This is a genomic window from Roseibium sp. SCP15 (genome assembly GCF_040329435.1).
In the GTDB taxonomy this organism is placed as follows: domain Bacteria; phylum Pseudomonadota; class Alphaproteobacteria; order Rhizobiales; family Stappiaceae; genus Roseibium.
In genome coordinates this window covers 176,672-199,537 of sequence record NZ_JBDZYI010000005.1, presented here as the reverse complement: position 1 = coordinate 199,537, position 22,866 = coordinate 176,672, and the positions used below count along the sequence as shown (strand labels likewise).

Annotated in this window: 28 protein-coding genes; 16 read left to right on the top strand and 12 right to left on the bottom strand. The window is 56.9% G+C overall.

Translation table 11 applies throughout. The features are described 5' to 3' along the window. Positions 1-88: 88 nt before the first annotated feature. From ABLO27_RS23875 to ABLO27_RS23860, 4 genes are all read right to left on the bottom strand, one after another. Entirely contained in the window at positions 89-1,021 is a 933-nt protein-coding gene (locus ABLO27_RS23875; protein ID WP_353036418.1) for an electron transfer flavoprotein subunit alpha/FixB family protein, read from the bottom strand. A gap of 23 nt (positions 1,022-1,044) precedes the next feature. After that, complete coding sequence (locus ABLO27_RS23870; protein ID WP_353036416.1) at positions 1,045-1,794, bottom strand: electron transfer flavoprotein subunit beta/FixA family protein; 750 nt, start codon at positions 1,792-1,794, stop codon at positions 1,045-1,047. A gap of 274 nt (positions 1,795-2,068) precedes the next feature. Then, a complete protein-coding gene (locus tag ABLO27_RS23865) occupies positions 2,069-2,767 on the bottom strand; it encodes a hypothetical protein (protein WP_353036414.1) in 699 nt (232 codons plus the stop codon). Beyond that, on the bottom strand, positions 2,764-3,306 hold the full coding sequence (locus tag ABLO27_RS23860) for an RNA polymerase sigma factor (RefSeq protein WP_353036412.1): 543 nt from the start codon (positions 3,304-3,306) through the stop codon (positions 2,764-2,766). Before ABLO27_RS23860 ends, ABLO27_RS23865 begins: the two co-directional genes overlap by 4 nt. A 175-nt stretch (positions 3,307-3,481) precedes the next feature. On the opposite strand from ABLO27_RS23860, the gene ABLO27_RS23855 reads away from it, so the two are divergent. Then, a complete protein-coding gene (locus tag ABLO27_RS23855) occupies positions 3,482-4,051 on the top strand; it encodes a hypothetical protein (protein ID WP_353036410.1) in 570 nt (189 codons plus the stop codon). Between the two features lie 9 nt (positions 4,052-4,060). Continuing rightward, positions 4,061-4,462, top strand: coding sequence for an RT0821/Lpp0805 family surface protein (locus tag ABLO27_RS23850; RefSeq protein ID WP_353036408.1), 402 nt, complete (start codon positions 4,061-4,063; stop codon positions 4,460-4,462). 11 nt (positions 4,463-4,473) lie between these two features. Here the strand turns inward: ABLO27_RS23850 and ABLO27_RS23845 are convergent, their stop codons facing one another. From ABLO27_RS23845 to ABLO27_RS23825, 5 genes are all read right to left on the bottom strand, one after another. After that, positions 4,474-5,166 carry a rhomboid family intramembrane serine protease gene (locus ABLO27_RS23845; RefSeq protein WP_353036406.1) on the bottom strand — a complete coding sequence of 231 codons (693 nt, stop codon included), beginning with the start codon at positions 5,164-5,166 and terminating at the stop codon, positions 4,474-4,476. Positions 5,167-5,202: 36 nt separating this feature from the next. After that, complete coding sequence (locus ABLO27_RS23840; RefSeq protein WP_353036405.1) at positions 5,203-5,778, bottom strand: cob(I)yrinic acid a,c-diamide adenosyltransferase; 576 nt, start codon at positions 5,776-5,778, stop codon at positions 5,203-5,205. Between the two features lie 18 nt (positions 5,779-5,796). Beyond that, positions 5,797-5,994 (bottom strand): twin transmembrane helix small protein, encoded by a 198-nt coding sequence (locus ABLO27_RS23835; protein WP_353036403.1) that lies wholly within the window; start codon positions 5,992-5,994, stop codon positions 5,797-5,799. Positions 5,995-6,052: 58 nt separating this feature from the next. Then, complete coding sequence (locus ABLO27_RS23830; protein ID WP_353036401.1) at positions 6,053-6,925, bottom strand: SDR family oxidoreductase; 873 nt, start codon at positions 6,923-6,925, stop codon at positions 6,053-6,055. A gap of 77 nt (positions 6,926-7,002) precedes the next feature. Next, on the bottom strand, positions 7,003-8,241 hold the full coding sequence (locus ABLO27_RS23825) for a ubiquinone biosynthesis hydroxylase (protein ID WP_353036399.1): 1,239 nt from the start codon (positions 8,239-8,241) through the stop codon (positions 7,003-7,005). A gap of 156 nt (positions 8,242-8,397) precedes the next feature. Here ABLO27_RS23825 and tesB point away from each other — a divergent pair, with 156 nt between their 5' ends. Beyond that, positions 8,398-9,264 carry an acyl-CoA thioesterase II gene (tesB, locus tag ABLO27_RS23820; RefSeq protein WP_353036397.1) on the top strand — a complete coding sequence of 289 codons (867 nt, stop codon included), beginning with the start codon at positions 8,398-8,400 and terminating at the stop codon, positions 9,262-9,264. 74 nt (positions 9,265-9,338) lie between these two features. On the opposite strand, the gene ABLO27_RS23815 is transcribed toward tesB, so the two are convergent. From ABLO27_RS23815 to ABLO27_RS23805, 3 genes are all read right to left on the bottom strand, one after another. Next, the gene (locus tag ABLO27_RS23815) at positions 9,339-10,559 is read right to left on the bottom strand and encodes a CobW family GTP-binding protein (RefSeq protein ID WP_353036395.1); all 1,221 of its coding nucleotides are present in this window, start codon (positions 10,557-10,559) and stop codon (positions 9,339-9,341) included. Positions 10,560-10,707: 148 nt separating this feature from the next. Then, the gene (locus tag ABLO27_RS23810) at positions 10,708-10,998 is read right to left on the bottom strand and encodes a hypothetical protein (protein ID WP_353036394.1); all 291 of its coding nucleotides are present in this window, start codon (positions 10,996-10,998) and stop codon (positions 10,708-10,710) included. 197 nt (positions 10,999-11,195) lie between these two features. Continuing rightward, on the bottom strand, positions 11,196-12,590 hold the full coding sequence (locus ABLO27_RS23805; RefSeq protein ID WP_353036392.1) for a D-alanyl-D-alanine carboxypeptidase family protein: 1,395 nt from the start codon (positions 12,588-12,590) through the stop codon (positions 11,196-11,198). A gap of 375 nt (positions 12,591-12,965) precedes the next feature. Between ABLO27_RS23805 and ABLO27_RS23800 the strand changes: the two genes are divergently transcribed. From ABLO27_RS23800 to acs, 13 genes are all read left to right on the top strand, one after another. After that, entirely contained in the window at positions 12,966-13,820 is an 855-nt protein-coding gene (locus ABLO27_RS23800; RefSeq protein ID WP_353036391.1) for an urease accessory protein UreD, read from the top strand. Between the two features lie 16 nt (positions 13,821-13,836). Then, positions 13,837-14,139: an urease subunit gamma gene (locus ABLO27_RS23795; protein WP_353036389.1), complete on the top strand. Its 303-nt coding sequence runs from the start codon at positions 13,837-13,839 to the stop codon at positions 14,137-14,139. Positions 14,140-14,170: 31 nt separating this feature from the next. Further along, positions 14,171-14,476 carry an urease subunit beta gene (locus ABLO27_RS23790; RefSeq protein ID WP_353036388.1) on the top strand — a complete coding sequence of 102 codons (306 nt, stop codon included), beginning with the start codon at positions 14,171-14,173 and terminating at the stop codon, positions 14,474-14,476. A gap of 18 nt (positions 14,477-14,494) precedes the next feature. Next, complete coding sequence (locus tag ABLO27_RS23785; protein WP_353036387.1) at positions 14,495-14,902, top strand: lysozyme inhibitor LprI family protein; 408 nt, start codon at positions 14,495-14,497, stop codon at positions 14,900-14,902. Further along, on the top strand, positions 14,902-15,324 hold the full coding sequence (locus ABLO27_RS23780; RefSeq protein ID WP_353036385.1) for a lysozyme inhibitor LprI family protein: 423 nt from the start codon (positions 14,902-14,904) through the stop codon (positions 15,322-15,324). Before ABLO27_RS23785 ends, ABLO27_RS23780 begins: the two co-directional genes overlap by 1 nt. Positions 15,325-15,358: 34 nt before the next feature. Further along, positions 15,359-17,071: an urease subunit alpha gene (ureC, locus tag ABLO27_RS23775; RefSeq protein ID WP_353036383.1), complete on the top strand. Its 1,713-nt coding sequence runs from the start codon at positions 15,359-15,361 to the stop codon at positions 17,069-17,071. A gap of 34 nt (positions 17,072-17,105) precedes the next feature. After that, entirely contained in the window at positions 17,106-17,711 is a 606-nt protein-coding gene (locus ABLO27_RS23770) for a glutathione S-transferase family protein (protein WP_353036381.1), read from the top strand. Further along, entirely contained in the window at positions 17,708-18,211 is a 504-nt protein-coding gene (locus tag ABLO27_RS23765; RefSeq protein WP_353036379.1) for an urease accessory protein UreE, read from the top strand. The genes ABLO27_RS23770 and ABLO27_RS23765 overlap by 4 nt, the downstream gene beginning before the upstream one ends. Further along, positions 18,135-18,917, top strand: a complete 783-nt coding sequence (locus ABLO27_RS23760; RefSeq protein WP_353036377.1) for an urease accessory protein UreF — start codon at positions 18,135-18,137, stop codon at positions 18,915-18,917. Before ABLO27_RS23765 ends, ABLO27_RS23760 begins: the two co-directional genes overlap by 77 nt. Continuing rightward, positions 18,914-19,531: an urease accessory protein UreG gene (gene ureG, locus ABLO27_RS23755; protein WP_353036375.1), complete on the top strand. Its 618-nt coding sequence runs from the start codon at positions 18,914-18,916 to the stop codon at positions 19,529-19,531. Before ABLO27_RS23760 ends, ureG begins: the two co-directional genes overlap by 4 nt. Positions 19,532-19,551: 20 nt before the next feature. Continuing rightward, entirely contained in the window at positions 19,552-20,256 is a 705-nt protein-coding gene (locus tag ABLO27_RS23750) for a hypothetical protein (protein ID WP_353036373.1), read from the top strand. 79 nt (positions 20,257-20,335) lie between these two features. Further along, the gene (locus tag ABLO27_RS23745) at positions 20,336-20,734 is read left to right on the top strand and encodes a DUF1761 domain-containing protein (protein ID WP_353036371.1); all 399 of its coding nucleotides are present in this window, start codon (positions 20,336-20,338) and stop codon (positions 20,732-20,734) included. A gap of 179 nt (positions 20,735-20,913) precedes the next feature. Next, positions 20,914-22,851 carry an acetate--CoA ligase gene (acs, locus tag ABLO27_RS23740; RefSeq protein ID WP_353036369.1) on the top strand — a complete coding sequence of 646 codons (1,938 nt, stop codon included), beginning with the start codon at positions 20,914-20,916 and terminating at the stop codon, positions 22,849-22,851. The last annotated feature ends 15 nt before the right edge of the window (positions 22,852-22,866 follow it).

The following is a 22,866-nucleotide window of genomic DNA, read 5'->3' as shown; positions in this document are numbered from 1 at the left end:
TTTTTGGCAAGTCTTACGCCAAACGGCAAGGACCCCGGAGCGAAAACTATTACTCGCTCCGGGGTCCGTGATCAATTTGCCGCAGGTCTTATTCGACAGCTGCCTTCAATTCCGGCAGAACTTCGAACAGATCGGCAACGAGACCGTAATCAGCCACCTGGAAGATCGGGGCTTCTTCGTCCTTGTTGATCGCAACGATCACCTTGGAGTCCTTCATACCTGCAAGGTGCTGGATCGCACCCGAGATGCCGCAGGCAATGTAAAGGTCCGGAGCAACGACCTTACCGGTCTGACCGACCTGCCAGTCGTTCGGCGCGTAACCGGCATCAACTGCTGCACGCGAAGCGCCAACCGCAGCACCGAGAGCGTCGGCAACCGGCATGATGACTTCCTGGAACTTTTCTTCAGATCCGAGCGCACGGCCACCGGAAATGATGATCTTCGCAGATGTCAGTTCCGGACGGTCGGACTTGGAAAGTTCCTCGCCGACAAATTCGGACAGACCGGAGCCGTCAGTGCCCGCAACGGTTTCGATCGCTGCAGAACCGCCTTCTTCCGCTGCCGCGAAAGTGGAAGTCCGTACGGTGATCACTTTTTTGGGATCGTTCGACTTGACCGTCTGAATCGCGTTACCGGCATAGATCGGACGTTCGAAGGTTTCCGCATCGACAACGGCGGTGATGTCGGAAATCTGCATGACGTCGAGAAGAGCCGCAACACGCGGCAGCGTGTTCTTGCCGTTTGCGGTTGCCGGAGCAACGATTGCGTCATAGTCGCCAGCCATGCCAACGATCAGATCGGCAAGCGGCTCGGCAAGCTGATGCTCGAGGGCATCGCTTTCGGCAACCAGCACCTTGGCAGCACCGGACAGCTTTGCGGCAGCTTCAGCGACACCCTGGACGCCCTTGCCAGCCACGAGAACATGTACGTCGGAACCGAGCGCGGCGGCCGCGGTCATTGCTTTTGCCGTAGCGTCGCTCAGAGCACCACCGGCATGTTCGGCCACAAGAAGTGTTGTCATTTGTTTTCCTCCTGCGACGGGTCCTAAAGGACGCCGGCCTCGTTCTTGAGTTTGTCGACAAGCTCGCTGATGGAGCTCACCTTGATACCGGCCTGACGCGCAGGCGGCTCAGAAGTGGTGACAACCGTCAGGCGCGGTGCGACATCAACACCGAAATCTTCCGGGGTCTTCTCGTCGATCGGCTTCTTCTTTGCCTTCATGATGTTCGGCAGGGACGCGTAGCGCGGCTCGTTGAGGCGCAGGTCCGTGGTCACGATTGCCGGGAGCTTCAGCTTGATGGTCTGCAGACCGCCGTCGACTTCACGGGTGACATCGGCTGTGCCTTCTCCCAGATCGACGTTGGAAGCAAAGGTGCCCTGGCTCCAACCCAGCAATGCAGCGAGCATCTGGCCAGTCTGGTTGCAGTCATCGTCAATCGCCTGCTTGCCGAGGATTACCAGACCCGGCTCTTCGGCTTCGACGATTGCCTTGAGGATCTTTGCAACGGCCAGCGGTTCGGTGGTTTCGTCGGTTTTCACAAGAATGCCGCGGTCTGCGCCCATAGCAAGACCGGTCCGCAGGGTTTCCGTTGCCTGTTGCGGGCCGACGGACACGACAACAACCTCGGTCGCCTTGCCGGCTTCCTTCAGGCGAAGCGCTTCTTCGACGGAGATTTCATCAAACGGGTTCATGGACATCTTGACGTTGGCAAGATCGACACCTGAACCGTCCGGCTTGACGCGAACTTTCACGTTGTAATCGATGACCCGCTTAACGGGTACGAGGATTTTCATTTGGTCTCAACCTCTTGCTCGGCCGGCTTTTCACCGCACCGCATTATCCGGCTTTTCCCGTCCGAAATGACATGAAATCAATAGCGGTGGAAACAAGCCAATCGTGGCGCATGGCGGGGGACGGTACTGACCTGTACGGCAGCTGTCAATTGCGCTAATTGGTCTAACGGCGCAATTTGCCGGGCTTGGAAAAACACGCGTCGCAAAAATGATAGTTCGGCGATGCAGCAAACGGCGAATTGCCGAATTGAATCGCGAAAAAATTGCAAATGCGTCAGATGCCGGAGGACTGGGGCGGGACTTTGTCCGATACCGGTTCGGCATAGACCGTTGTCCAGGTTCCGTCCTCTTCACGGCAAGCCGTTCCCCTGATGGACAGATCCCGTCCGCCAAATGTCGATTGCCTGAGATACTGACGGCACCAGTGCCCGCTCTTGCTTTTGTAGGTTTTGATTGGCGTCAGAACCTCTGTCCAGTCACCTTCCTGTCCAATGAAGACGGTTTCGCCACTGACCCGCGTTTCGAGAGCCTCCTGCACGCTTTGCGTCAGCAGGATGCGTTCAGTTTCCAGATGGGCGGCAAGAGAGGCAACGGCATCATCCATGCGGGATTGCATCCAGACACTGGTAAACACAAAGGTCCCCGCAACAAGAACCAGCGCGGCAGCCATCTGAACAATGGCATTGCTCCAGAAGGGACGTGCATTCGGCTTGGCCGGGGTGCCCCTTTTTTCAAACTCACGATCGATGACAGATTGAAAGCGATCAAGACTTTCGCGAGGAATCTCGGCCGGAACGGCTTCCTGCAGCAGCACATTGTCTTCGGCCAACTGCCTGAGACACTTCTCGCCGCTTTCATCGCTGCGGATCTTTGCCAGAAGCGCAGCACGTTCCTCTCCGGAGCCTTCACCGTCAAGTAGCCTGCCAATATTCTGGACAAGCAGGACTTGTTCGCGCTTTTCATCGAATGTCATGACATACCTCCTGGCATGCTGCGAAGTTTGGTCCCCTGTGCGGTGTCCTTTTTCTCCAGAAATTCCCGTAACTTCAATCGTGCCCTTGCAAGCCTGCTGGTCACGGTACCAATCGGAACTCCCAGTTCTTCTGCAACGTCCTTGTAGCTTTGGCCTTCGATGGCGATCTTCAACAGCACCTGACGGTTATCTTCTTCCAGCTGCCCGATAAACGCCTGGACCTTCTGTAGCTCCAGACTGCTGGCGGCAGCCTTCGCACCATCGTAGCTGTCTTCGAAATCCAACATTGCCAAATCGAATAACCTGGCGCGATTTGCGGTATCGCGCACGGAATTGAAATAAAGGTTCTGCAAGATGCGAAACATCCAGCTGTCGAGGCGGGTCGCAGGATCAAACTGGTCCAGAGACCGGATCGCCCGTTCGCATGTTGTCTGCACCAGATCGTCTGCCTGATCCGGATTCCGGCACAGTCTTAATGCGAAACTTCTCAGTTTCGGCAGCAAACGGATCATCTCCGTCTTCAGTGTGTCTTCAGGCAAAGAGTTCTCCGCAAGCCGCTCTTACTTCAACAACACCTGAAGAGACCTTTTTATCCCGGCTTTTTTTGGACTAAGGTCGGGAAGAAGAAAGAATACCTAGGTGTTGTGCGTACGTAATCGGAAAATTGCCTCGCAATTCTGCCAAGACAGCAACCTCGTCAGAAGCTTGAACTTGATGAAACACACACGTCAGATCTCATTGCACGACCGCCTCTCTGCGATGTTCCGTGGTCTGACGCGTGTTGCGGTCGCGGCGATGGTGTTCTCTCTCGTCTTCGTTAGCCCCTTGATTGACATGAAAGACACTATCGCCGCCGCCGCACAATCGGCCTCCGACCGGAGTGAGCGGCGAAGCGAACGGGCGGAACGAAAAGCCGAACGCCGGGCGGAGCGCAACGAACGGCGAAGCGAACGGCGTGCAGAGCGCGCGGAGCGGCGCAGCGAGCGGCAAAGTCAAAAGGCTGAAAGGCGCAGCGAGAGCCGGAGCAAATCTGAAAAGAACTCAAGTTCTTCAAAGGCAAGCTCCAGCTCAAACGTAAGTACAAATAACAAGCCTGAAGCAGATATCCCCAGCAATTCCGGTCCCACCAGTAATTCGGGCGCACCTGCCCCAGAAAAGCCCGCATCCGGAAATCTTATCAATCGCATTCTCGGTGAACCAAGGTTCAGCGGCGATAGTGAGCCTTCCGGCGGCGCCCTGTCGAAAAGGGAAGAACGGGAGGCCATTCAGAACGGTTGGCAATAGATCCAAAAGGTGGGATTGGATTTGGCTATTTCTGGGGGCTGGCTTGCCGGGCAAGCTACATTTCTTTCTGTGTGTGCGATTTTACTTTCCGCGTGCTCGGTCTTCCCGTTTCAGGGCTCTTCGGGAGCCATTTTTTCGACGGTGGATACCAGTCTTAAACCGTCTGACAAATCCATGGCTCAGAAGAACCTTCAAAAGGCGCTTGAAAAATCACTTTCCGGCAATTCTGTCCGCTGGCAAAACCCGTCAAGCGGCGCGCGCGGTTCAGTCACACCGCTGAAGACCTGGAAAACGTCCGAAGGCACCTATTGCAGATCTTTCCGCGAAAAGATCGAACTGGCATCCGGCAAGACTGTCAGCCGAAACGGTGTCGCCTGCCGCTCCGCCGAAGCTGTGTGGGAAGCGACGTAACCTCCCGGTCGTCAGGCCAGATCCCGGTCGAAGAGGGTTACGCCGCGCCTGCGGAAGAAAACCACCAGGACAGCGCCGGCAACCAGTCCACCGACATGGGCGATCCAGGCAACCTGACTGTCCTCCGACAGCACTGCATTCACCACTTGATAAACGACCCAGGCCCCAAGCAGCCACTGCGCGCTCAGGCGCAAGGGAATACGGCCGAAAGCAAGAACCCAGACCTTGACCCGTGGATGCAGCATCAGATACGCGGCCACAACGCCTGACACGGCACCCGAAGCCCCGATCAGCGGCACTTCGGAATTGACGTCCAGCGCGGCGTAGGCCAATCCACCGGCTGCCGCGCACAACAGATAGAAAATCAGGTAACGCACATGCCCCATGGCGTCTTCGACATTGTCTCCGAAGACCCACAGAAACAGCATGTTGCCGATAAGATGCATGAAACCGCCGTGCAGGAAGGCGTAGGTGATCAGTGACATCCAGTCCGGCAGCATCTGAAGGTGAGGTGCAAGATCCCGGATATCGAACAGAACGACGGGTATCAGTCCGAACGAAAGGGAAGAAGCGCCAACGGCTTCGAAACTCCCCGCACCTTGAAACAGCAGAAAGATCAGTACGTTCAAGGCAATGATCGTCAGGTTGACGATCGGAAAGGGGACATGCTCCAGACGATTGTGATCATGAAGCGGAATGAACATGAAGCGCCCCGTCTGATGCGTCCGGTCTGAAGAAGATCAACGGTTCTGGCCGGGAACCCACAGGACATCCTGTTCGCCGTTTGCATTCAACGAGCGGGAAGCCACGAAAAAGAAGTCCGACAAACGGTTCATGTAGCGGACAGCGGCCGGATTGACCTTCTCGCGCGACGCAAGCTCCACCATCAGACGCTCGGCGCGCCGGGAAACCGTGCGGGCAAGATGCAGATGGGCCGAGGCCTTGCTTCCCCCGGGCAACACAAATGACCTGAGAGGCGAAAGATCGGCATTCAGGTCGTCAATGGCTTTTTCGATCGCTTCCACCTGGCCATCGGTGATGCGAAGCGGTTCATACCCGAGATCCTTGTCGGTCTCCGGCGTGGCAAGGTCTGCACCAAGATCAAACAGATCATTTTGAATGCGGCTCAGGATCGTGTCGATTTCCACTTGCCCGTCACTTGTGTGCAGCCTGACGAGCCCGACCACCGCATTTGTCTCGTCAACCGTGCCATAGGCTTCGATCCTGAGATCGCTCTTCGGGCGCCTTTCACCGGAACCCAGAGCCGTGGTCCCGTCGTCACCCGTCTTTGTGTAAATCTTGTTCAGAACAACCATTTCGCCCGTTTCCCCAGCTTAACTTCCCGTTCCGAAAAAGTAGAGCCCACCCATCACCAGGACAATAACCAGAAACTGCAATCCAACCCGCCAGCGCATCAGCATTTGCGACCTGTTGGCCGGACCGTTCCGGAACATGTTCCAGATACCGAGCAACAGAACAACCAGAACCGCGACCATACCGACAGGAATAAGGATGTTGATGATATCAGCCATTTTGCTTCCCTTTTACACCGGCCAGCACGAAACCGGATAACGCCGCCTTGCCTGCGGCTTATTCTTCTCCGTCCGCCGCCCAGATACAGAACCTGTCCAGAAGGCTGACCGGCAGGACCCTGTTTGCCACGGCCATGACTGTGGTCGGTATCGTGACATGGTACCGCGCTTTTGACCGCTTGGCCTCTACGGCATGTATCAACCTTTTGACAACCGCTTCGGGCGGGAGTTTGAACGGTCCGGGCTCGCCTGCTTCCATGCGGACCCGCCGTTTCTCGTAGGTTTGTCGATGCTTCGACGCCTTCAACCCGTCTTCCCCGATCCAGCGGTCGAAATTGGCGAGCGCATTTTCGGTAAACCTCGTACCGATAGGTCCGGGCTCGATCAGCGAAACCTGAATTCCGGTGCCTTTCAGCTCCTGCCGCAAGGTGTCCGAATAGGCTTCAAGCGCGAATTTCGAGGCGGTGTATGCTCCCCGGTATTTTAGTGCCACAAAACCCAAAACCGAGGAGCATTGAACAACTCTTCCTGATCCATTCTCCCGCATGGAGGGGATCAGGCGTCGCGTCAGATCGTGCCAGCCAATGAAATTGGCCTCGAACAGGGTGCGCAATGCCTCCGTCGGCAGATCCTCCAGAGCGCCAGGAACCGCGTAGGCGCCGTTGTTGAAAACGGCATCCAGCTTTCTGTCCGTCAGCTGAAGTACGGTTTCTGCGGTTTCCCTGATGCTGTCCGGATCCTCGTAATCCAGGCGATACGCTTCGAACCCCTGACTGGCCAGCCTGTCGACATCTTCCTGTTTTCGGGCCGTCGGAAACACTCGCCAGTTCCGCCCGCGCAAAACATGGGCTGCCGACGCGCCAATGCCGGACGAACATCCCGTAATCAAAATCGACCGATGCTCCGGGAAGTTCGCTGGATGATCAATCATTCAAGGCAAATCCAATTGTGAAATGGGGTTTTCACGGTGTCGGATTCACAATTGAACCCTTGTCCCGGACTTTCCTATCAGATTGGTTCCCCGGAAAGCAATTTCGGCACTGGACCTGCAAAGCCTGCCGCTTCCTTGATGAAGTGCGATTTCAGTCCAGGCATCCGGTCCACAACACCCAGACCGAAATCCCGGACGGCGCGCAGCACGTCGCTGTCATTGGAGAAAAGCCGGTTGAGCACATCGGTGACAACCCCCATCTGAAATGTGTCGAACCTGCGCCAGCGCTGATAACGTTCAAGAATACCATACCCACCGACATCCTGACCAAGGCGGCGGGCGTCGACCAGAACTTCCGCCAGCGCCGCCACATCCTTGAAACCAAGATTGAGACCCTGGCCGGCAATCGGGTGAATGCCATGGGCCGCGTCACCGATCAGGGCAAAACGCGGTTTGACGAAGTCCCGGGCAAGTTTCAGCCCCAAGGGGAACGCCTTTCGCGGCCCGTCCAGCTCCAATGTTCCCAGATGGTGCCCGAAGCGCCGTTCCAGTTCGAGTTCGAAAGTGAATTCGTCCGAGCGCACCAGCCGATCGGCATCGGAGGTTTTTTCGGTCCACACCAACGAGGACCGGTTTCCGGGAAGCGGCAGGATCGCGAAAGGTCCGGCAGGCAGAAAATGCTCTTCCGCCCGGCCATGATGCGGCCGCTCGTGCTTGACCGTCGTTACGATGCCTGACTGGCCATAATCCCAGTTCACCGTGCGAATGCCGGCCAGGTCCCGCAGTTTGGAGCGAACGCCGTCAGCTGCAACCAGCAACCGACCCTTCAACTGCGTACCATCTTCAAGATCAAGTTCCACATGATCAGGAAGCGTACGGAACGTCTCGGCCGTCCCCGGCGCAAAAAAAGTAACTCCAAGCGATTTTGCCGCTTCATAAAGTGCAGGCATCATGACGCCGTTCGGCATCATATGCGCGAATGCTTCACCCGCCGTTGCCTCGCCGTCGAACGTCAGGAAAACCGGACGAACTGCATCTCTCAGCTTGCTGTCCGTCACGATCATTTCGTTGATCGGCTGCGCTTCGCTTTCGATTTGCTGCCAGATACCAAGCTGCGTCAGCATGCGGGAAGCCGCCGCGGCAATTGCCGATGCCCTTGGGTCCTTGTGAAGCTGATCCATGGGTTTTGGATCGACGACAGCACATTTCAGCCCGGCGTCGCCCTGTTTCAAGGCAACTGCCAGGGACAGGCCAACATAACCGCCACCTGCAATCACGACATCAAACATGTCTGCGGTTTTGTCTTTCTTTGCCACTGTCTTTCTCCTTGCCTCCGGTTTCCCTTAAGGCATCTTGACTTTAACGTCAGGTCCCGTCCAAGAGTGCACTCGGGTCTCCTTGAAAACAATGACCTGTCGGGCCGCCTCATTCGGCCAAATCACCCGGGACACTATCTAACAGGGATCGCGCCGATGAACACGGCCATTGATAACCTTCTACAAATTCTTGATCTGGAACCACTGGAACGCAACCTGTTCCGTGGTCGCAGCCCCCAGGTCGGCTGGCAACGTGTGTTTGGCGGCCAGGTTATCGGCCAGGCCCTCGTGGCTGCATCCCGCACAGTGGTGGAAGACCGGCACGTTCATTCCCTTCATGGCTATTTCCTGCGTCCCGGTGACCCTCAGGTGCCGATCATCTACGAAGTGGACCGGATCCGGGATGGTGGCAGCTTCACCACACGCCGTGTTGTCGCCATTCAGCACGGAGAAGCGATCTTCTCCATGTCAGCTTCATTCCAGGTGCACGAGGAGGGTCTGGAGCATCAGATCGAGATGCCCAAGGTTCCCACTCCGGACGAATTGCCGAGCGAACAGGACCTGAAGGAGAAGTTCCTGTCCATGGCACCGGAAAACATCCGCCGTTACTGGGAGAGGGAACGGCCGATCGAAATGCGTCCGGTCGACATGACCCACTATTTCAGCAAGAAGCCGCTTCCGCCCAACCAGTATGTCTGGGTGCGAGCAACCGGCGCACTGCCGGATGACGAACGCATTCACCAGTGCGTCCTGGCTTACGCTTCGGACATGACATTGCTCGACACGTCGCTGTTCCCGCACGGCACGTCTGTTTTCAATCCGAAGATACAGGCTGCCAGCCTGGACCACGCCATGTGGTTCCATCGCCCGTTCCGAGCGGACGAGTGGATGCTCTATGCGACCGATAGCACTTCGTCGTCAGGATCACGCGGCATGAACCGCGGCTCGCTGTTCACGATGGATGGCAAGCTGATTGCGTCCACTGCGCAGGAGGGGCTCATCCGCCTGCGCAGGAAAGACTGACGAGAGAGGTGCGAAGGCCTTTGGTAGAAGCGATCTTCGCACCAATCTTCACGCCATTCCTTGAGAGAAAACTCCTAGCGGATCGGACTTGTAAATCCGGAAACCGCCAGGGGATTTTCGGTCATGGCCTTTTGATCCGGCGTATCGGGCAGCAACGCACCTGAAAACGCCTCGAACATCTTGCGCACAAATCCTTCCGGAAGATCCTTGGTTATGAAGACCATTCGGGTGCGATGGTCGTCGTCCGGCCACGCTTCCAGGGTCGCGGGTGGATGAAACACGTGCTGAACGCCATGAATGACCACTGGCCGGTCCGGATCTTCGGCGAGTTGCACGATACCCTTCACACGCAACAGTTTCGGACCATGCGCCGACCGCAAGAGATCCAGAAACATTTCCAAAGCGGATGCACTGACCGGACGATCGGTTGAGAGTGTAAACGCACGGATCGCCTCGCTGTGCCGGTTTACATCATGCTCGTGCCCGTGGTCATGACCATGTCCGTGGTCATGGTTGTGACCGTGCCCATGATCATGAGAGTGGTGATGATGATGCCCGTGCGGTTTGTGTTCGTAGGCCTCGGCATTCAGCCAGGCTGCCACATCCGGGATCTTGGTATCGGGATTGTACAGTCCCGCATTGAACAGGCGGCCGGGCTCCGCGTCGCCGCCTTGAGCGTTCAAGCGCTGCGCACCGGGATTGAGAACCTCAAGTTGTCGCTTCAACGCCTCGAAAGTCGCTTTTTCATCTTCCGATGTCAGCAGATCCGTCTTGGTGAAAACGAGCCTGTCGGCAACAGCTGCCTGCTTGCGCGCCTCTTCATGGTTTTCCAGTGTCGACAGACCGTTGATCGCGTCGACAAGTGTGATCACGCTGTCGAGCCGGTAGCGCATCACAAGATAGGGATGCAGCATGACCGTGTGCAGGATCGGCGCCGGGTCCGCAAGGCCGGTGGTTTCGATCACCACCCGGTTCAAACGGTCCATGCGGCCATTGTCCAGGCGGCGCAGCAAGTTTTCCAGGGTTGTAACGAGGTCTCCCCGGATCGTGCAGCAAAGGCAGCCGGAAGAAAGTTCCACGATACCGTCGCCGGCCTGATCAACAAAAAGGTGATCAAGTCCGATCTCACCAAATTCATTGATGATCACCGCCGTATCCGCCATTGCCGGGTCCTTGAGAATCCGGTTCAACAGTGTCGTCTTGCCGGATCCCAGAAATCCGGTCAGCACGGAAAGGGGAATAGGGGGCTTGGGCCCTTTACGGCCGGTTTCGCCGGAACCCGTTGAGGCGGCCATACGCGTATCTCCTAAAGATGCCGCGCCTGTCGGCGGGTCTTCCAATCGGGGAATGGAAGAATACACCTGCAAGGCGTGCAGCGGAATTGAAGCGCACCGCTAACATTCTTTTCAGGAGACGGTCAAAGAGATTGGTTGGAAAAAGAGCCTAGCCGGCGTTCAACACCGGTTGATCATTCTCAGTTTCGACATCATCTTCGTCTTCGCTTTCGGACAGATCCATTGGCGTCAGGTCCTGCGCCAGATCGGCTGCTTCCTCTTCAGCCGCCCATTCTGCTTCTTCTTCCGCTTCAACGACGCTTTTTACCGCTTCGGCTGCTTTTCGAAGTGTTGCAATGACCTCTTCAACCGAGACCCCTTCTTCCAGCTGATTGGCGGAAAGCTCTGCCAGGCTTGCGAGGGCCCGGATGGTGGCTGTTGATCTCGGTTCAATCATCATGCGATCTCTCGATCTGTTTGGTCTCGACATGTTCTATGCCGGAAATTACCCAACGGGCGTCACTGAAAATTCTGCAGTTCAATTGCCAATGTCAGATGAATGCTTACGACAGTGTTAAGGAGCAGCGTAAATAAAGGGTTAACTCCTCCATTTACGCTGCTGTCTCAACCGATATACGATTTCAAGAGTGCATCTCTTTACTTGCGTGGACTTGGAGACGGCACCGGCACCGTAAAATCGAGCCCTTTGCGGAATATCGAACCGGGTGCCGCTTGCGATGTATCTGTCGCGGCCCCCGGTCGCTGGGACGCCGTTTGCGGAATGGCTCCCGCGGTACTGCCTTGGGCTGTCTTCGTCAGCTTCTCGCGAATTTCGCTCTTGGCCCTGCGCATGGGATTGGCAGTCGGTGTCGGGATATCTTCAGCCGGGATTGAGGCCGTGCTCGCAGACGCCGAGGCACTTTTCGAAGGGGTTCCGGTAGGTTTGCCCAAACCGACCTGCAGCGGACGGTAGACAACGCGGCGCGGTCCCAGGGTCCGATCCAGGATCTTGGCCCAGTCCGGTTTTCCGTTGGCCTTGGTAAATCCGCTGGCGTCGATTTCTTTCTTCTTGTTTTTTCCGACCCCGGCGAAGGCAAGCAGACCGCCCGATTTGTTCTCCATGTCATACCGGGCCATGTAGCCCTTCGCGCCAGGGCTCTTGTTGCGTCTGCAATAACCATCGGCAGGGGGGTTGCCGGACGAGCCTGTCAGGCTGGTTACCTTTGTTCCGCCACCGCGCTTCTTGAAGCCCTTGTCGAAAATCTCACGCGCAAATGCGGTTCGCTCCAATCCCGAGCCTGCTCCCAGGATAACCGCAATCAGTGTCCGTCCCCGGCGGGTCACGGAAGCTGCAACATTGTAACCGGAGTTGCAGATGTAACCCGTCTTCATCCCGTTTGCGCCTGGCACACGCAGGAGAAATTCACGATTTGCTGAGCGCAATGTCTTTTTGCCGAAGCGGATGCCAGGGTGATTGTAGAAATTCCCGGATTCCGGAAAGTCGCGCCGCAGAGCCATTGCCAGAATGGCCATGTCACGAGCGCTCGTCACCTGTCGGTTGTCCGGAAGGCCATGGGGATTGGTAAAATGCGTCTGGGTCATGCCAAGCCGCCTGGCCTCGGCGTTCATCGTGTCAATGAAAGCCTTTTCCGATCCGGCAACCGCTTCACCCAGCGCAACGGCAACATCATTGGCGGACTTGATCAGGATGATCTTCAGAGCAGTATCGACTGTGAACCGGGTACCAACCTTGAAACCCATCTTGCTGGGCGGTTCGGAAATGGAATTCTTCGACTGGACCACCGCGGAATTCAGCGTCAGACGTCCTTCACGGATCGCCTTGAAGGTGACATAGGCCGTCATCATCTTGGTCAACGAAGCCGGATACCACTTTCGAGTGGCGTTTTTCTGATCAAGCACGGCGCCCGACTTGGCATCTATGATGATATAGGCACCGATGTCGGCTCTTGCGGAACCAGCAGGCAAACTCAGCAGGAAGGCGAGCACGAAAAGACAAACACATGCCAGGCGGCCAATTGGGCTTGAATACACAGGGATCCCTCGCTGGTCACACCGCAGAAACGAAATACGCAAATTACGCTGAGGTAATTAATTTTCTGCTGCGCCCTTAAAAAACCGGATCATGGAGTTGAGGGCAACCCCTTCACCGTTCACCTTGACTGCCATTCTTTTGTGCAAACGCCGAATTTTTAGACAAATCCCAGTCGCGAAACTATCTTACCCACTGAAAAAAGACACCCTTTCGCGCCGGTAGCCGCTCCGGCACCGGCAAACAGAATTTGGCCCGTGTCTTGCTAAGATTGCCAAGGGCACGTTCCGGAAGTCCTCTTCGGTCAAACCGGAACGAGCCTCAAACAAGGCGGTCCTGCAGGAATGGATCGTGCCAGATCGGGGAGCGAAACGGACATGTATGATGCTGCCACAGCATCGGACAGGGGCGTATCTGCACAGAAAATGCAACGGGTCAGGGGAACCGCACGCATCCGCTTTGCCAACTCCTCGAACAAGACCCGCCTGGCCGATCTCTATCAAAGCGGCTCCGCCAAAGTCAGATTGCCAAAGGTTTACAACCAGCCGCAAACCGCTGTTTTGATCAACACCGCGGGCGGTCTGACAGGCGGCGACGAGCTGAAGTATGACGTGACGGCTGACGAGGACACACATGTCATAGTCACAAGTCAGACCGCCGAGCGCGCCTACAAAAGCTCCTCCGGAATAGCTGATGTGACAGGCACGTTTACGGTCAATTCCGGGGCAGTCCTTGAATGGCTGCCGCAGGAAACAATTCTTTTCGACGCTTCCCGATTGAAACGGACGATCTCGGCTAACCTCCTTTCCAACGCCCGGCTGTTGATGGTGGAGGCTCTGGTGCTTGGCCGCAAAGCCATGGGTGAAAAGGTCCGGTCTCTCACATTCCGGGACAGTTGGCGTATTCGCAGAGACGGAAAACTGGTGTTCGCGGACGATGTTCGGCTCGATGGAGATCCCGTCCACTTCTTCGAAGGTCCGGCAACTGCCAGCGGAGGTCTTGCCGTTGCCACGCTGGTCGATTGTGCAGTGGATGCCGAGGACAGGTTATCGCTTGCCCGCACTTGTATTGACGATCTGCCAACGGAAGAAACGCATGCCGCCGCCAGCGCCTGGAACGGACTGCTGACCGCCCGGTTTGTCAGCCGAGATGGCCGTAAATTGCGGGATTCCCTGATGAAATTTCTGACCGGTTATCGCGCCGCCGAGCTGCCGCGCGTCTGGTACTGCTGATTTGGAGAAATGAGCCATGAACCTGACACCGCGTGAAAAAGACAAGCTGCTCATCGCGACGGCTGCGATGGTCGCCCGTCGCCGCCTCGAACGGGGCGTCAAGCTCAATCATCCCGAAGCAATTGCACTGATAACGGATTTTGTTGTCGAGGGAGCCCGCGATGGCCGTTCGGTCGCTGATCTGATGGCAGCGGGTGCAACCGTCCTGACCCGTGAACAGGTCATGGATGGAGTGGCCGAGATGATCCACGACGTACAGGTGGAAGCGACTTTTCCCGATGGCACCAAGCTTGTGACGGTGCACGAACCGATCCGCTGAGTTTCAAGACATTTCGATCAGGAGTTTACGCATGATCCCCGGAGAACTGTTTCCCGCTGACGGTGAGATCGAATTGAATGCCGGATTGGAGACCATGACGCTGGATGTTTCCAACACCGGTGACCGACCGATCCAGGTCGGCAGCCATTATCATTTCGCCGAAACCAACAAAGGCCTGTCGTTCGACAGGGACAAGGCCAAGGGCATGCGGCTCGACATTCCGGCAGGCACCGCGGTTCGTTTCGAACCCGGGCAGACACGCTCCGTAACTCTGATACCCTACCGGGGGAACCGAACCGTCTTCGGTTTCAATCAGAAGGTGATGGGTCAGCTTTGATGACCCGGGAGGAAACGAATGCTTCGACCACTTTTGACCCTGGTGCTCTTGAGCTCCACCGCTGGTCTGGCGAATGCACAAAAGGCGCCGGACTGCAGCAATGTCGCAACTCAGATGGAAATAACGCAATGCACCTATCAGGAATGGCAGGCGGCAGATGCTGAACTGAACACGGTCTACAAGTCCGCCATGGCCAATATGCGCACTCTCGACAGCGATCTGTCTGAACATCTCAAAGGCGCCGCCAATGCCCTGCAGGAGGCCCAGCGCGCTTGGCTGCCTTACCGCGACAAGGCCTGCCAGAGTTACGGGTTTCTCGCACGGGGCGGAACGATGGAACCGATGCTAGTCAACATCTGTCTCACGAAGCTGACCCAGCAGCGGGTGAAGGAGTTGAAGGAACTTGCCGAGGGGCTTGGAAACTGATGATCAGGTCACATTGTCGACTTCCGCTTATTGGCGCCTTGCTCAGCCTGACTGCCATGTCAGGGGCAGTTGCCCAGGAAAACATCGATTGCGGCTATCCGCTGAACAATTCCGAACGCACTTATTGCGCGGAAAAAGCCCTGAAAGAGGCGAACGAGCGCATGGAGGCTGCTTATCAGAAGCTTCGCGAAAAGGTGGTCGAGATGGATAACGAACTGCCTGAGCACCTGAAAGGCAGTCCGGCCGCACTGGATGAAGCGCAGACCGCCTGGACCAGTTTCCGGGAAAAGGACTGCAGAGCCTACGGCTTCCCGTTCATGGGCGGAACACGAGGAAACGAACTCTATCGAGGATGCATGATCGTTCTCACCATGCAACGCGCGGATGATCTGGAAGCCACGCTTGAAGACTACAGCAATTGATGCAGCGTCTGCCTGACCGCTGAATGGAGACATAATGGCCTACAAAATGCCCCGTGCCGCCTATGCGGATATGTTTGGACCGACGACTGGCGACAAAGTGCGTCTGGCCGACACGGACCTCATCATCGAGGTGGAGAAGGATTTCACCACCTATGGCGAGGAGGTTAAATTCGGCGGGGGCAAGGTCATTCGGGACGGCATGGGTCAGTCTCAGGCTCCACGGTCGGCAGGAGCGGTCGATTCGGTGATCACCAATGCCTTGATTGTGGATCACTGGGGTATCGTGAAGGCCGACGTTGGATTGAAGGACGGCCGCATCGTCGGCATCGGCAAGGCGGGCAACCCGGACATTCAACCCGATGTCGACATCGTCATCGGACCAGGAACGGAAGCCATCGCGGGAGAAGGCAAGATCCTGACCGCCGGCGCTCTGGACGTGCATATTCATTTCATCTGCCCGCAACAGATCGATGACGCTCTGATGTCCGGTGTCACGACCATGCTGGGCGGCGGCACCGGTCCGGCGACAGGCACCAACGCGACGACCTGCACGCCCGGACCATGGCACATCACCCGGATGTTGCAGTCAGCAGACAGTTTCCCGATGAACCTGGCCTTTGCGGGCAAGGGAAATGCCTCGCTTCCGGCAGCGCTTGAAGAACAGATCCTTGCAGGTGCTTCCGCCTTGAAGCTGCATGAGGACTGGGGCACCACACCGGCAGCCATCGACACCTGTCTGTCCGTCGCCGACGAATACGACGTGCAGGTGATGATTCACACCGATACGCTGAATGAATCGGGCTTTGTCGAAAACACCACGGCCGCCTTCAGAAACCGCACCATTCATGCTTTCCACACGGAAGGTGCAGGTGGTGGGCACGCCCCGGATATCATCAAGGTCTGCGGCGAGACGAACGTGCTGCCTTCGTCCACCAATCCGACACGCCCCTACACGGTCAACACGCTGGAAGAGCATCTCGATATGCTCATGGTATGTCATCATCTGGACAGCTCGATCCCCGAAGACGTTGCCTTTGCAGAAAGCCGGATTCGCAAGGAAACCATCGCGGCAGAAGACATACTTCACGACATGGGCGCCTTTTCGATCATCGCTTCTGACAGCCAGGCGATGGGCCGGGTCGGCGAAGTGATCATTCGCACGCTTCAGACCGCCCACAAGATGAAGGTCCAGCGCGGACAGCTTGCTGAAGAAGCCGGCAACAACGACAATTTCCGCGTCAAACGCTACATGTCCAAGATCACCATCAATCCGGCCATTGCCCACGGTCTGGATGAACATATCGGGTCCGTCGAGCCCGGCAAGCTTGCTGATCTGGTGCTGTGGGATCCGAAGTTTTTTGGTGTGAAGCCAGACATGGTTCTGAAACTCGGCACGATCGCCGCAGCCCCGATGGGAGATCCGAACGCTTCGATCCCGACACCCCAACCGGTTCATTACCGGCCGATGTTCGGTGCGTTCGGCAAAGCCAGAACCGAAAGCCGGGTAACTTTCGTCTCCCAGGCGGCCTATGCCGACAATGTCGCGGAAAAGGCCGGCCTTGAAAGCCTGGTTCTGCCAGTGAAAAACGTGCGCGGCGGTATCTCCAAGAAATCCATGGTGCTGAACGATGCAACTCCGGACATCGACGTGCATCCGGAAACCTATGAGGTGCGGGCCGATGGTGAGCTCCTGACCTGCGAACCGGCCGAAGTGCTGCCGATGGCACAGCGCTATTTCCTGTTCTAAGGTCTGCAACCACGATCAAACCGGGAGCTCATGCATGTACAATATTATCGGATTTCCGCGCACCCGCGCCATGCGCGTCATGTGGTTATTGGAGGAGCTGGGCGAGCCGTATGAACTCGTTCCCGCCATGCCACAATCCGCGGAAGTGCGTGCGCTTACCCCGGACGGCAAAGTGCCCATTCTTCTGGACGGCGATACGGCAATCACCGAGTCCGTTGCCATTTGCACCTATCTTGCCGACAAGCACGGAAAGTTCACATTTCCCGCCGGCACTCTCGAGCGCGCGAGACAGGACAGCTTCACCCAGTTCGCAGTCGATGTTCTCGAAGGAGCCCTTTGGACGGCCGCAAAGAACACCTTCATTCATCCGGAAGACATGCGGGTTCCCGCCGTCAAGGAAGTCTGCAAGCAAGAGTTCAGCCGGGGACTGAAGACGTTGGAAAAACGCCTCGGATCCGGTCCCTACGTCATGGGTGACACTTTCACGATTGCCGACATCATCATCGGTCATTGCTCCGGTTGGGCAATAGTCGCCAATTTCGACATCCCGATGGAGGGATCCGTATACGAGTATTTCAAGCGCCTTCGTGAACGCCCCGGTTTCAAGGCCGTGAAAGCAAAGGTCGACGCCGCCCAATGATGCGAGTGCAGAAAATTCACCCAGCCGGAAGCTGGCGGACCGAGCCGTCCGACACGATTACACTCGACCGCGAAGACAGGCATCGCCGCCGCGCGGTGCTGACCGGTCAGAACGGCCTGTCTTTCCTGCTCGATGAACCGAACGCTGTTCACCTGCACCACCGCGACGGCCTGGAGCTGGAAGACGGCCGGATCGTCGAGATATTGGCCGAACCGGAAGATCTGGTGGAGATCCGGGCCGAAAACACAGCTCATCTGGTGAAAATTGCATGGCATCTGGGCAACAGGCACTTGCCGACGCAATTGATGGGTCAGACATTGCGCATCCGCCGTGATCACGTGATCGAAGACATGGTTGCCAGGCTTGGCGGCCGCATGTCTCCTGTATCCGCGCCTTTTGACCCGGAAGGGGGGGCCTATGGACATGGCCGGACCCAGGGTCACCATCACGGCCATGAACATGGCCACCATCATCACGATCACGGACACAGCCATGACTGACCCTGTCCGTTTGCCGGCGCTTTATCGCTTGCTGACTTTTCTATCACCGGCATTTCCGATCGGCGCTTTCACCTACAGCCATGGTCTCGAACAGGTCATCGACCGGGGCGGCGTTACCAACACCGATGAACTGAAAGCCTGGCTGGAAGACATCTTGAAATATGGTGCTGGCCGCAGCGACGCGATCTTGCTGAAAGAAACCTATCGGGCAGCTGTTAGCTGCGACGAAGAAACCGTTCGAAGCACGCGGGAACTGGCTCTTGCACTTCAGCCATCCAGAGAAAGACACCTGGAAACAAGTGCGCAGGGAACCGCGTTTTTGAATACGATCAAAAGGAGCTGGTTGCCGGACCCGGGTATTCCTGCAGGCCAGCTATTTCTGGATATCACAGGCTCAGACGAGAATGACTGGCCATATCCGGTGGCTCTGGGTCTGGTTTGTGCGGCTCACGAGATACCCGAGGACGCATCGCTTACGTCTTATCTGCACGCATTCACCGCCAACATAATCTCGGTCGCCGTGCGGGCAGTACCTCTCGGACAAAATGATGGCCAGGCGGTTCTGGCGACCCTTGAACCCGTCATTTTCAGCGTGGCGGAAGAGGCTTGTTCCGCTGGTCTGGACGACCTTGGCAGCTCCACTTTTCTGGCAGACATCGCGTCGATGGCGCATGAAACACAATATTCGAGGTTGTTCCGCTCATGAGTTCCCTAAATGGCCCCTTGCGCGTCGGTATTGGCGGTCCTGTCGGGGCCGGAAAAACCACTTTGACAGACCGCTTGTGCAAAGCCATGCGAGACAGGTTCTCTCTCGCCGTCATAACCAACGATATCTATACGAGCGAAGACGCCGAGGCGTTGATGCGGTCCCAGGCCCTGACGAGCGACCGAATTCGGGGTGTCGAAACCGGCGGTTGCCCGCACACTGCAATCCGCGAAGATGCTTCGATCAATCTCGCCGCTGTCCACGACCTCACTCGCACAATCCCGGATCTGGATCTGATCCTGATAGAATCCGGCGGAGACAATCTTGCGGCCACTTTTTCACCGGAACTTGCGGACTTGACCCTTTATGTGATCGACGTCGCCGCAGGGGAGGAGATCCCGCGCAAAGGCGGCCCGGGTATCACGCGTTCCGATCTTCTGATCATCAACAAGACGGACCTGGCCCCATATGTGGGCGCCGATCTCGATGTCATGGACCGGGATGCAACGAAGATGCGCCGGGATCGCCCCTTCGTGTTTGCCAACTCAAAGGCGGGCGAAGGTATCGACACGATCGTTGATTTCATCATAGAGAAAGGTGGATTGAACGTTTAAACCCTGAGCTTGGGAATTCGATGGTTGCAGAAAAGCAGGCTGCCTGCGCCTTCAACAATGCCTTTTGGTGCAATGCCGTTTTGAAGGCTGCGGGAGCCCGGACGAAATACGACCCGGATTTTTGGCACGCCGAGGGAAAACAACTTCCGCTTTATCCGAATATTGTAACGCTCTCGGCAACCCCGGGCGCTGCTCTGCGTTCCGCTCTTCTCGAACTGCCATCAGGGACAGCAGTCAAGGACAGCTATGATCGTCTGGATCTGGAGAGGGATGGATTTCAAAAACTCTTCTCCGGAACCTGGCTTTTTCGTCCTGCGTCAAGGAACGGAAGACCGCCCACCAGCTCGAACTGGCAAAAGATCACTCATCCCGCAGGACTGAAAAAATGGTTGGCGGCATGGAATGACAATGAAAGTCTGCATGACGTGTTTCCATCCGGCCTTCTGGAGCTGGGATCGGTAAGTTTCGCAGCCATCGCCTCCGGAAATGATTTCAAGGCGGGTGCGGTCTTCAACTCCGGTCCGGAGTTTGCCGGCCGGGACTTGCTCGGCCTGTCCAACGTCTTTTGCCGCAAGAACTGGCTCTACAGTGCGCTTCGTGAACTCCTTCAGCCATTTCCCCACAAATCAATCGCAACATACGAAACCGACGACGAAGTCATCCCCGTCTATCGTCAGCTCGGGTTTGAGGAATGTGGCCAGTTGAGTGTCTGGCTGAAAATCTGATCGGACCAGATGCCTGTTCTGCTTGATCTTTTTCGAAAATCCCCCCAACCTGACGGTAATTTTGCGGAGGGGCAGACTCATGATGTTTGACGGAGTGAATCTGATCGCGGTTGCCGCGGCAGCCATTGGGTCGTTCATTTTCGGTTCGATATGGTATGGAGTGCTCGGCAAGGCCTGGATGAGAGCAGCCGGCCTGACCGAAGAGCAGACGAAACCGGATCCGGTAACGCTCGGCATCACCTTTGTCTGCCAGCTTGTGATGGCCTTCGTATTCGCCGGGATCATCTATCACAGCGGCGGAACCAGCATTCGAACTGGTCTGATTTCCGCTTTTATGATCTGGGTCGGCATCATTCTGACCACACAAATCATCAATCACCGGTTTCAAGGACGCCCCTGGAGCCTGACCTTCATCGATTGCGGCCATTGGCTGGGTGTCTTGGTGACGCAGGGGATCATCATTGGCTGGCTCAGCTAACGCGAACGTAAGCGCTTGCAATTTCACTAACATTAGACCAAGGACTCGGCGACTAAAGGACTAAAGTTTGGTTCTGGACGCTTAAGGGGGCCATACGCATAATGGCCCCCGGCAAATAGGTCAGCGGTGAGGGAACGCACCTGCCGCCGGCCCTAATGTGGTTTCTGGGAGGTTCTCACATGTCTGACTCTGTTTTTCCCGTTCCCGCGGAGGTTGCCGCGCGGGCGCATGTCGACAACGCCAAATACTTGGAGATGTATCAGCGCTCCGTGGAAGACCCGGACGGTTTCTGGGGTGAACACGGCAAGCGGGTCGACTGGATCAAGCCCTACACCAAGGTAAAAAACACCTCGTACGACTACCACAATGTTTCGATCAAGTGGTTCGAGGATGGCACGCTCAATGTCTCGGCCAACTGTGTTGACCGGCATCTGGAAACGCGCGGCGATCAGCCTGCGATTATCTGGGAAGGGGATGACCCCGGCGAGCAGAAGGTCATCACGTATCGGCAGCTGCACCAGGAAGTGAACAAGTTCGCCAACGTGCTTCTGGATCAAGGTGTCAAGAAAGGTGATCGGGTCACGATCTACATGCCGATGATCCCGGAAGCGGCCTACGCGATGCTGGCTTGCGCGCGTATCGGTGCAGTTCATTCCATCGTTTTCGGCGGCTTCTCTCCGGACAGTCTTGCCCAGCGCATCGAGGACTGCGAATCCGAGTGCGTCGTCACTGCGGATGAAGGTCTGCGCGGAGGTCGCAAGGTTCCGCTCAAGGACAACGTCGACAAAGCGGCCGAAAAGGCTCCGGTCAAGAGTGTCATCGTCGTCAAGCGCACCGGCGGCGACATCAAGATGCAGGATGGCAGGGACGTCTGGTACCACGAGGCGGCCGCCAAGGTTGCGGACCATTGTGAGCCGGCGGAAATGAACGCCGAAGATCCCCTGTTCATTCTTTATACGTCCGGTTCGACCGGCAAGCCGAAAGGCGTGATGCACACGAGCGGCGGTTACCTCGTTTATGCCTCGATGACACATGAATACGTCTTCGACTATCATGAAGGCGATGTTTACTGGTGCACGGCGGATGTCGGCTGGGTTACGGGCCACAGCTACATCGTATACGGTCCGCTTGCCAATGGCGCTACGACGCTGATGTTTGAGGGCGTGCCGACCTATCCGGGGCCTGGTCGCTTCTGGGAAGTATGCGACAAACACAACGTCAACATCTTCTATACCGCGCCAACCGCCATCCGTGCGCTGATGGGTGCCGGCGACGAACACGTCACCAAGACATCCCGCAAGTCCCTGCGCCTTCTCGGCTCGGTCGGTGAACCGATCAACCCCGAGGCCTGGACCTGGTACTACAATGTCGTCGGTGAGGGCCGCTGCCCGATCGTCGATACCTGGTGGCAGACGGAAACCGGGGGCATCCTCATCACGCCGCTGCCGGGAGCCACAGCTCTCAAACCGGGCTCTGCCACGCGTCCGTTCTTCGGAGTTCAACCGGCCATCGTCGATGCAGAAGGCAAGTTCCTGGAAGGGGCAACGGAAGGCAACCTTGTCATCAAGGACAGCTGGCCGGGTCAGATGCGCACGGTCTACGGCGATCACGAGCGGTTCGTCCAAACCTACTTTGCCACCTACAAGGGCCTCTACTTCACCGGTGACGGCTGTCGCCGCGACGAAGATGGATACTACTGGATCACGGGCCGCGTTGACGACGTCATCAACGTTTCCGGCCACCGTATGGGAACAGCCGAAGTCGAAAGCGCTCTCGTCGCCCATCCGAAAGTCTCTGAAGCCGCTGTCGTCGGTTATCCGCACGACATCAAAGGTCAGGGCATCTATGCCTATGTCACGCTGATGGAAGGCGAAGAGCCGACAGACGAATTGAAGAAGGAGCTGGTCAAGCACGTGCGGGCGGAAATCGGCCCGATTGCCTCTCCGGACCTGATCCAGTTTGCACCGGGCCTGCCCAAGACCCGTTCCGGCAAGATCATGCGCCGCATTCTGCGCAAGATCGCAGAAGACAGCTTCGAGAACCTCGGCGATACCTCAACCTTGGCCGACCCGACCGTTGTCGATGATCTGATCGACAACCGTCAGAACCGGGACTGAAGGTTCACCGCCTGA

Bases quoted from the DNA above. Each gene is read 5' to 3' on its own strand.
- ABLO27_RS23875 (WP_353036418.1), bottom strand. From the start codon at position 1,021: ATGACAACACTTCTTGTGGCCGAACATGCCGGTGGTGCTCTGAGCGAC.
- ABLO27_RS23870 (WP_353036416.1), bottom strand. From the start codon at position 1,794: ATGAAAATCCTCGTACCCGTTAAGCGGGTCATCGATTACAACGTGAAA.
- ABLO27_RS23865 (WP_353036414.1), bottom strand. From the start codon at position 2,767: ATGACATTCGATGAAAAGCGCGAACAAGTCCTGCTTGTCCAGAATATT.
- ABLO27_RS23855 (WP_353036410.1), top strand. From the start codon at position 3,482: ATGAAACACACACGTCAGATCTCATTGCACGACCGCCTCTCTGCGATG.
- ABLO27_RS23845 (WP_353036406.1), bottom strand. From the start codon at position 5,166: ATGTTCATTCCGCTTCATGATCACAATCGTCTGGAGCATGTCCCCTTT.
- ABLO27_RS23840 (WP_353036405.1), bottom strand. From the start codon at position 5,778: ATGGTTGTTCTGAACAAGATTTACACAAAGACGGGTGACGACGGGACC.
- ABLO27_RS23835 (WP_353036403.1), bottom strand. From the start codon at position 5,994: ATGGCTGATATCATCAACATCCTTATTCCTGTCGGTATGGTCGCGGTT.
- ABLO27_RS23830 (WP_353036401.1), bottom strand. From the start codon at position 6,925: ATGATTGATCATCCAGCGAACTTCCCGGAGCATCGGTCGATTTTGATT.
- tesB (WP_353036397.1), top strand. From the start codon at position 8,398: ATGAACACGGCCATTGATAACCTTCTACAAATTCTTGATCTGGAACCA.
- ABLO27_RS23815 (WP_353036395.1), bottom strand. From the start codon at position 10,559: ATGGCCGCCTCAACGGGTTCCGGCGAAACCGGCCGTAAAGGGCCCAAG.
- ABLO27_RS23810 (WP_353036394.1), bottom strand. From the start codon at position 10,998: ATGATGATTGAACCGAGATCAACAGCCACCATCCGGGCCCTCGCAAGC.
- ABLO27_RS23800 (WP_353036391.1), top strand. From the start codon at position 12,966: ATGTATGATGCTGCCACAGCATCGGACAGGGGCGTATCTGCACAGAAA.
- ABLO27_RS23795 (WP_353036389.1), top strand. From the start codon at position 13,837: ATGAACCTGACACCGCGTGAAAAAGACAAGCTGCTCATCGCGACGGCT.
- ABLO27_RS23790 (WP_353036388.1), top strand. From the start codon at position 14,171: ATGATCCCCGGAGAACTGTTTCCCGCTGACGGTGAGATCGAATTGAAT.
- ABLO27_RS23785 (WP_353036387.1), top strand. From the start codon at position 14,495: ATGCTTCGACCACTTTTGACCCTGGTGCTCTTGAGCTCCACCGCTGGT.
- ABLO27_RS23780 (WP_353036385.1), top strand. From the start codon at position 14,902: ATGATCAGGTCACATTGTCGACTTCCGCTTATTGGCGCCTTGCTCAGC.
- ureC (WP_353036383.1), top strand. From the start codon at position 15,359: ATGGCCTACAAAATGCCCCGTGCCGCCTATGCGGATATGTTTGGACCG.
- ABLO27_RS23770 (WP_353036381.1), top strand. From the start codon at position 17,106: ATGTACAATATTATCGGATTTCCGCGCACCCGCGCCATGCGCGTCATG.
- ABLO27_RS23765 (WP_353036379.1), top strand. From the start codon at position 17,708: ATGATGCGAGTGCAGAAAATTCACCCAGCCGGAAGCTGGCGGACCGAG.
- ABLO27_RS23760 (WP_353036377.1), top strand. From the start codon at position 18,135: ATGGCCGGACCCAGGGTCACCATCACGGCCATGAACATGGCCACCATC.
- ureG (WP_353036375.1), top strand. From the start codon at position 18,914: ATGAGTTCCCTAAATGGCCCCTTGCGCGTCGGTATTGGCGGTCCTGTC.
- ABLO27_RS23750 (WP_353036373.1), top strand. From the start codon at position 19,552: ATGGTTGCAGAAAAGCAGGCTGCCTGCGCCTTCAACAATGCCTTTTGG.
- ABLO27_RS23745 (WP_353036371.1), top strand. From the start codon at position 20,336: ATGATGTTTGACGGAGTGAATCTGATCGCGGTTGCCGCGGCAGCCATT.
- acs (WP_353036369.1), top strand. From the start codon at position 20,914: ATGTCTGACTCTGTTTTTCCCGTTCCCGCGGAGGTTGCCGCGCGGGCG.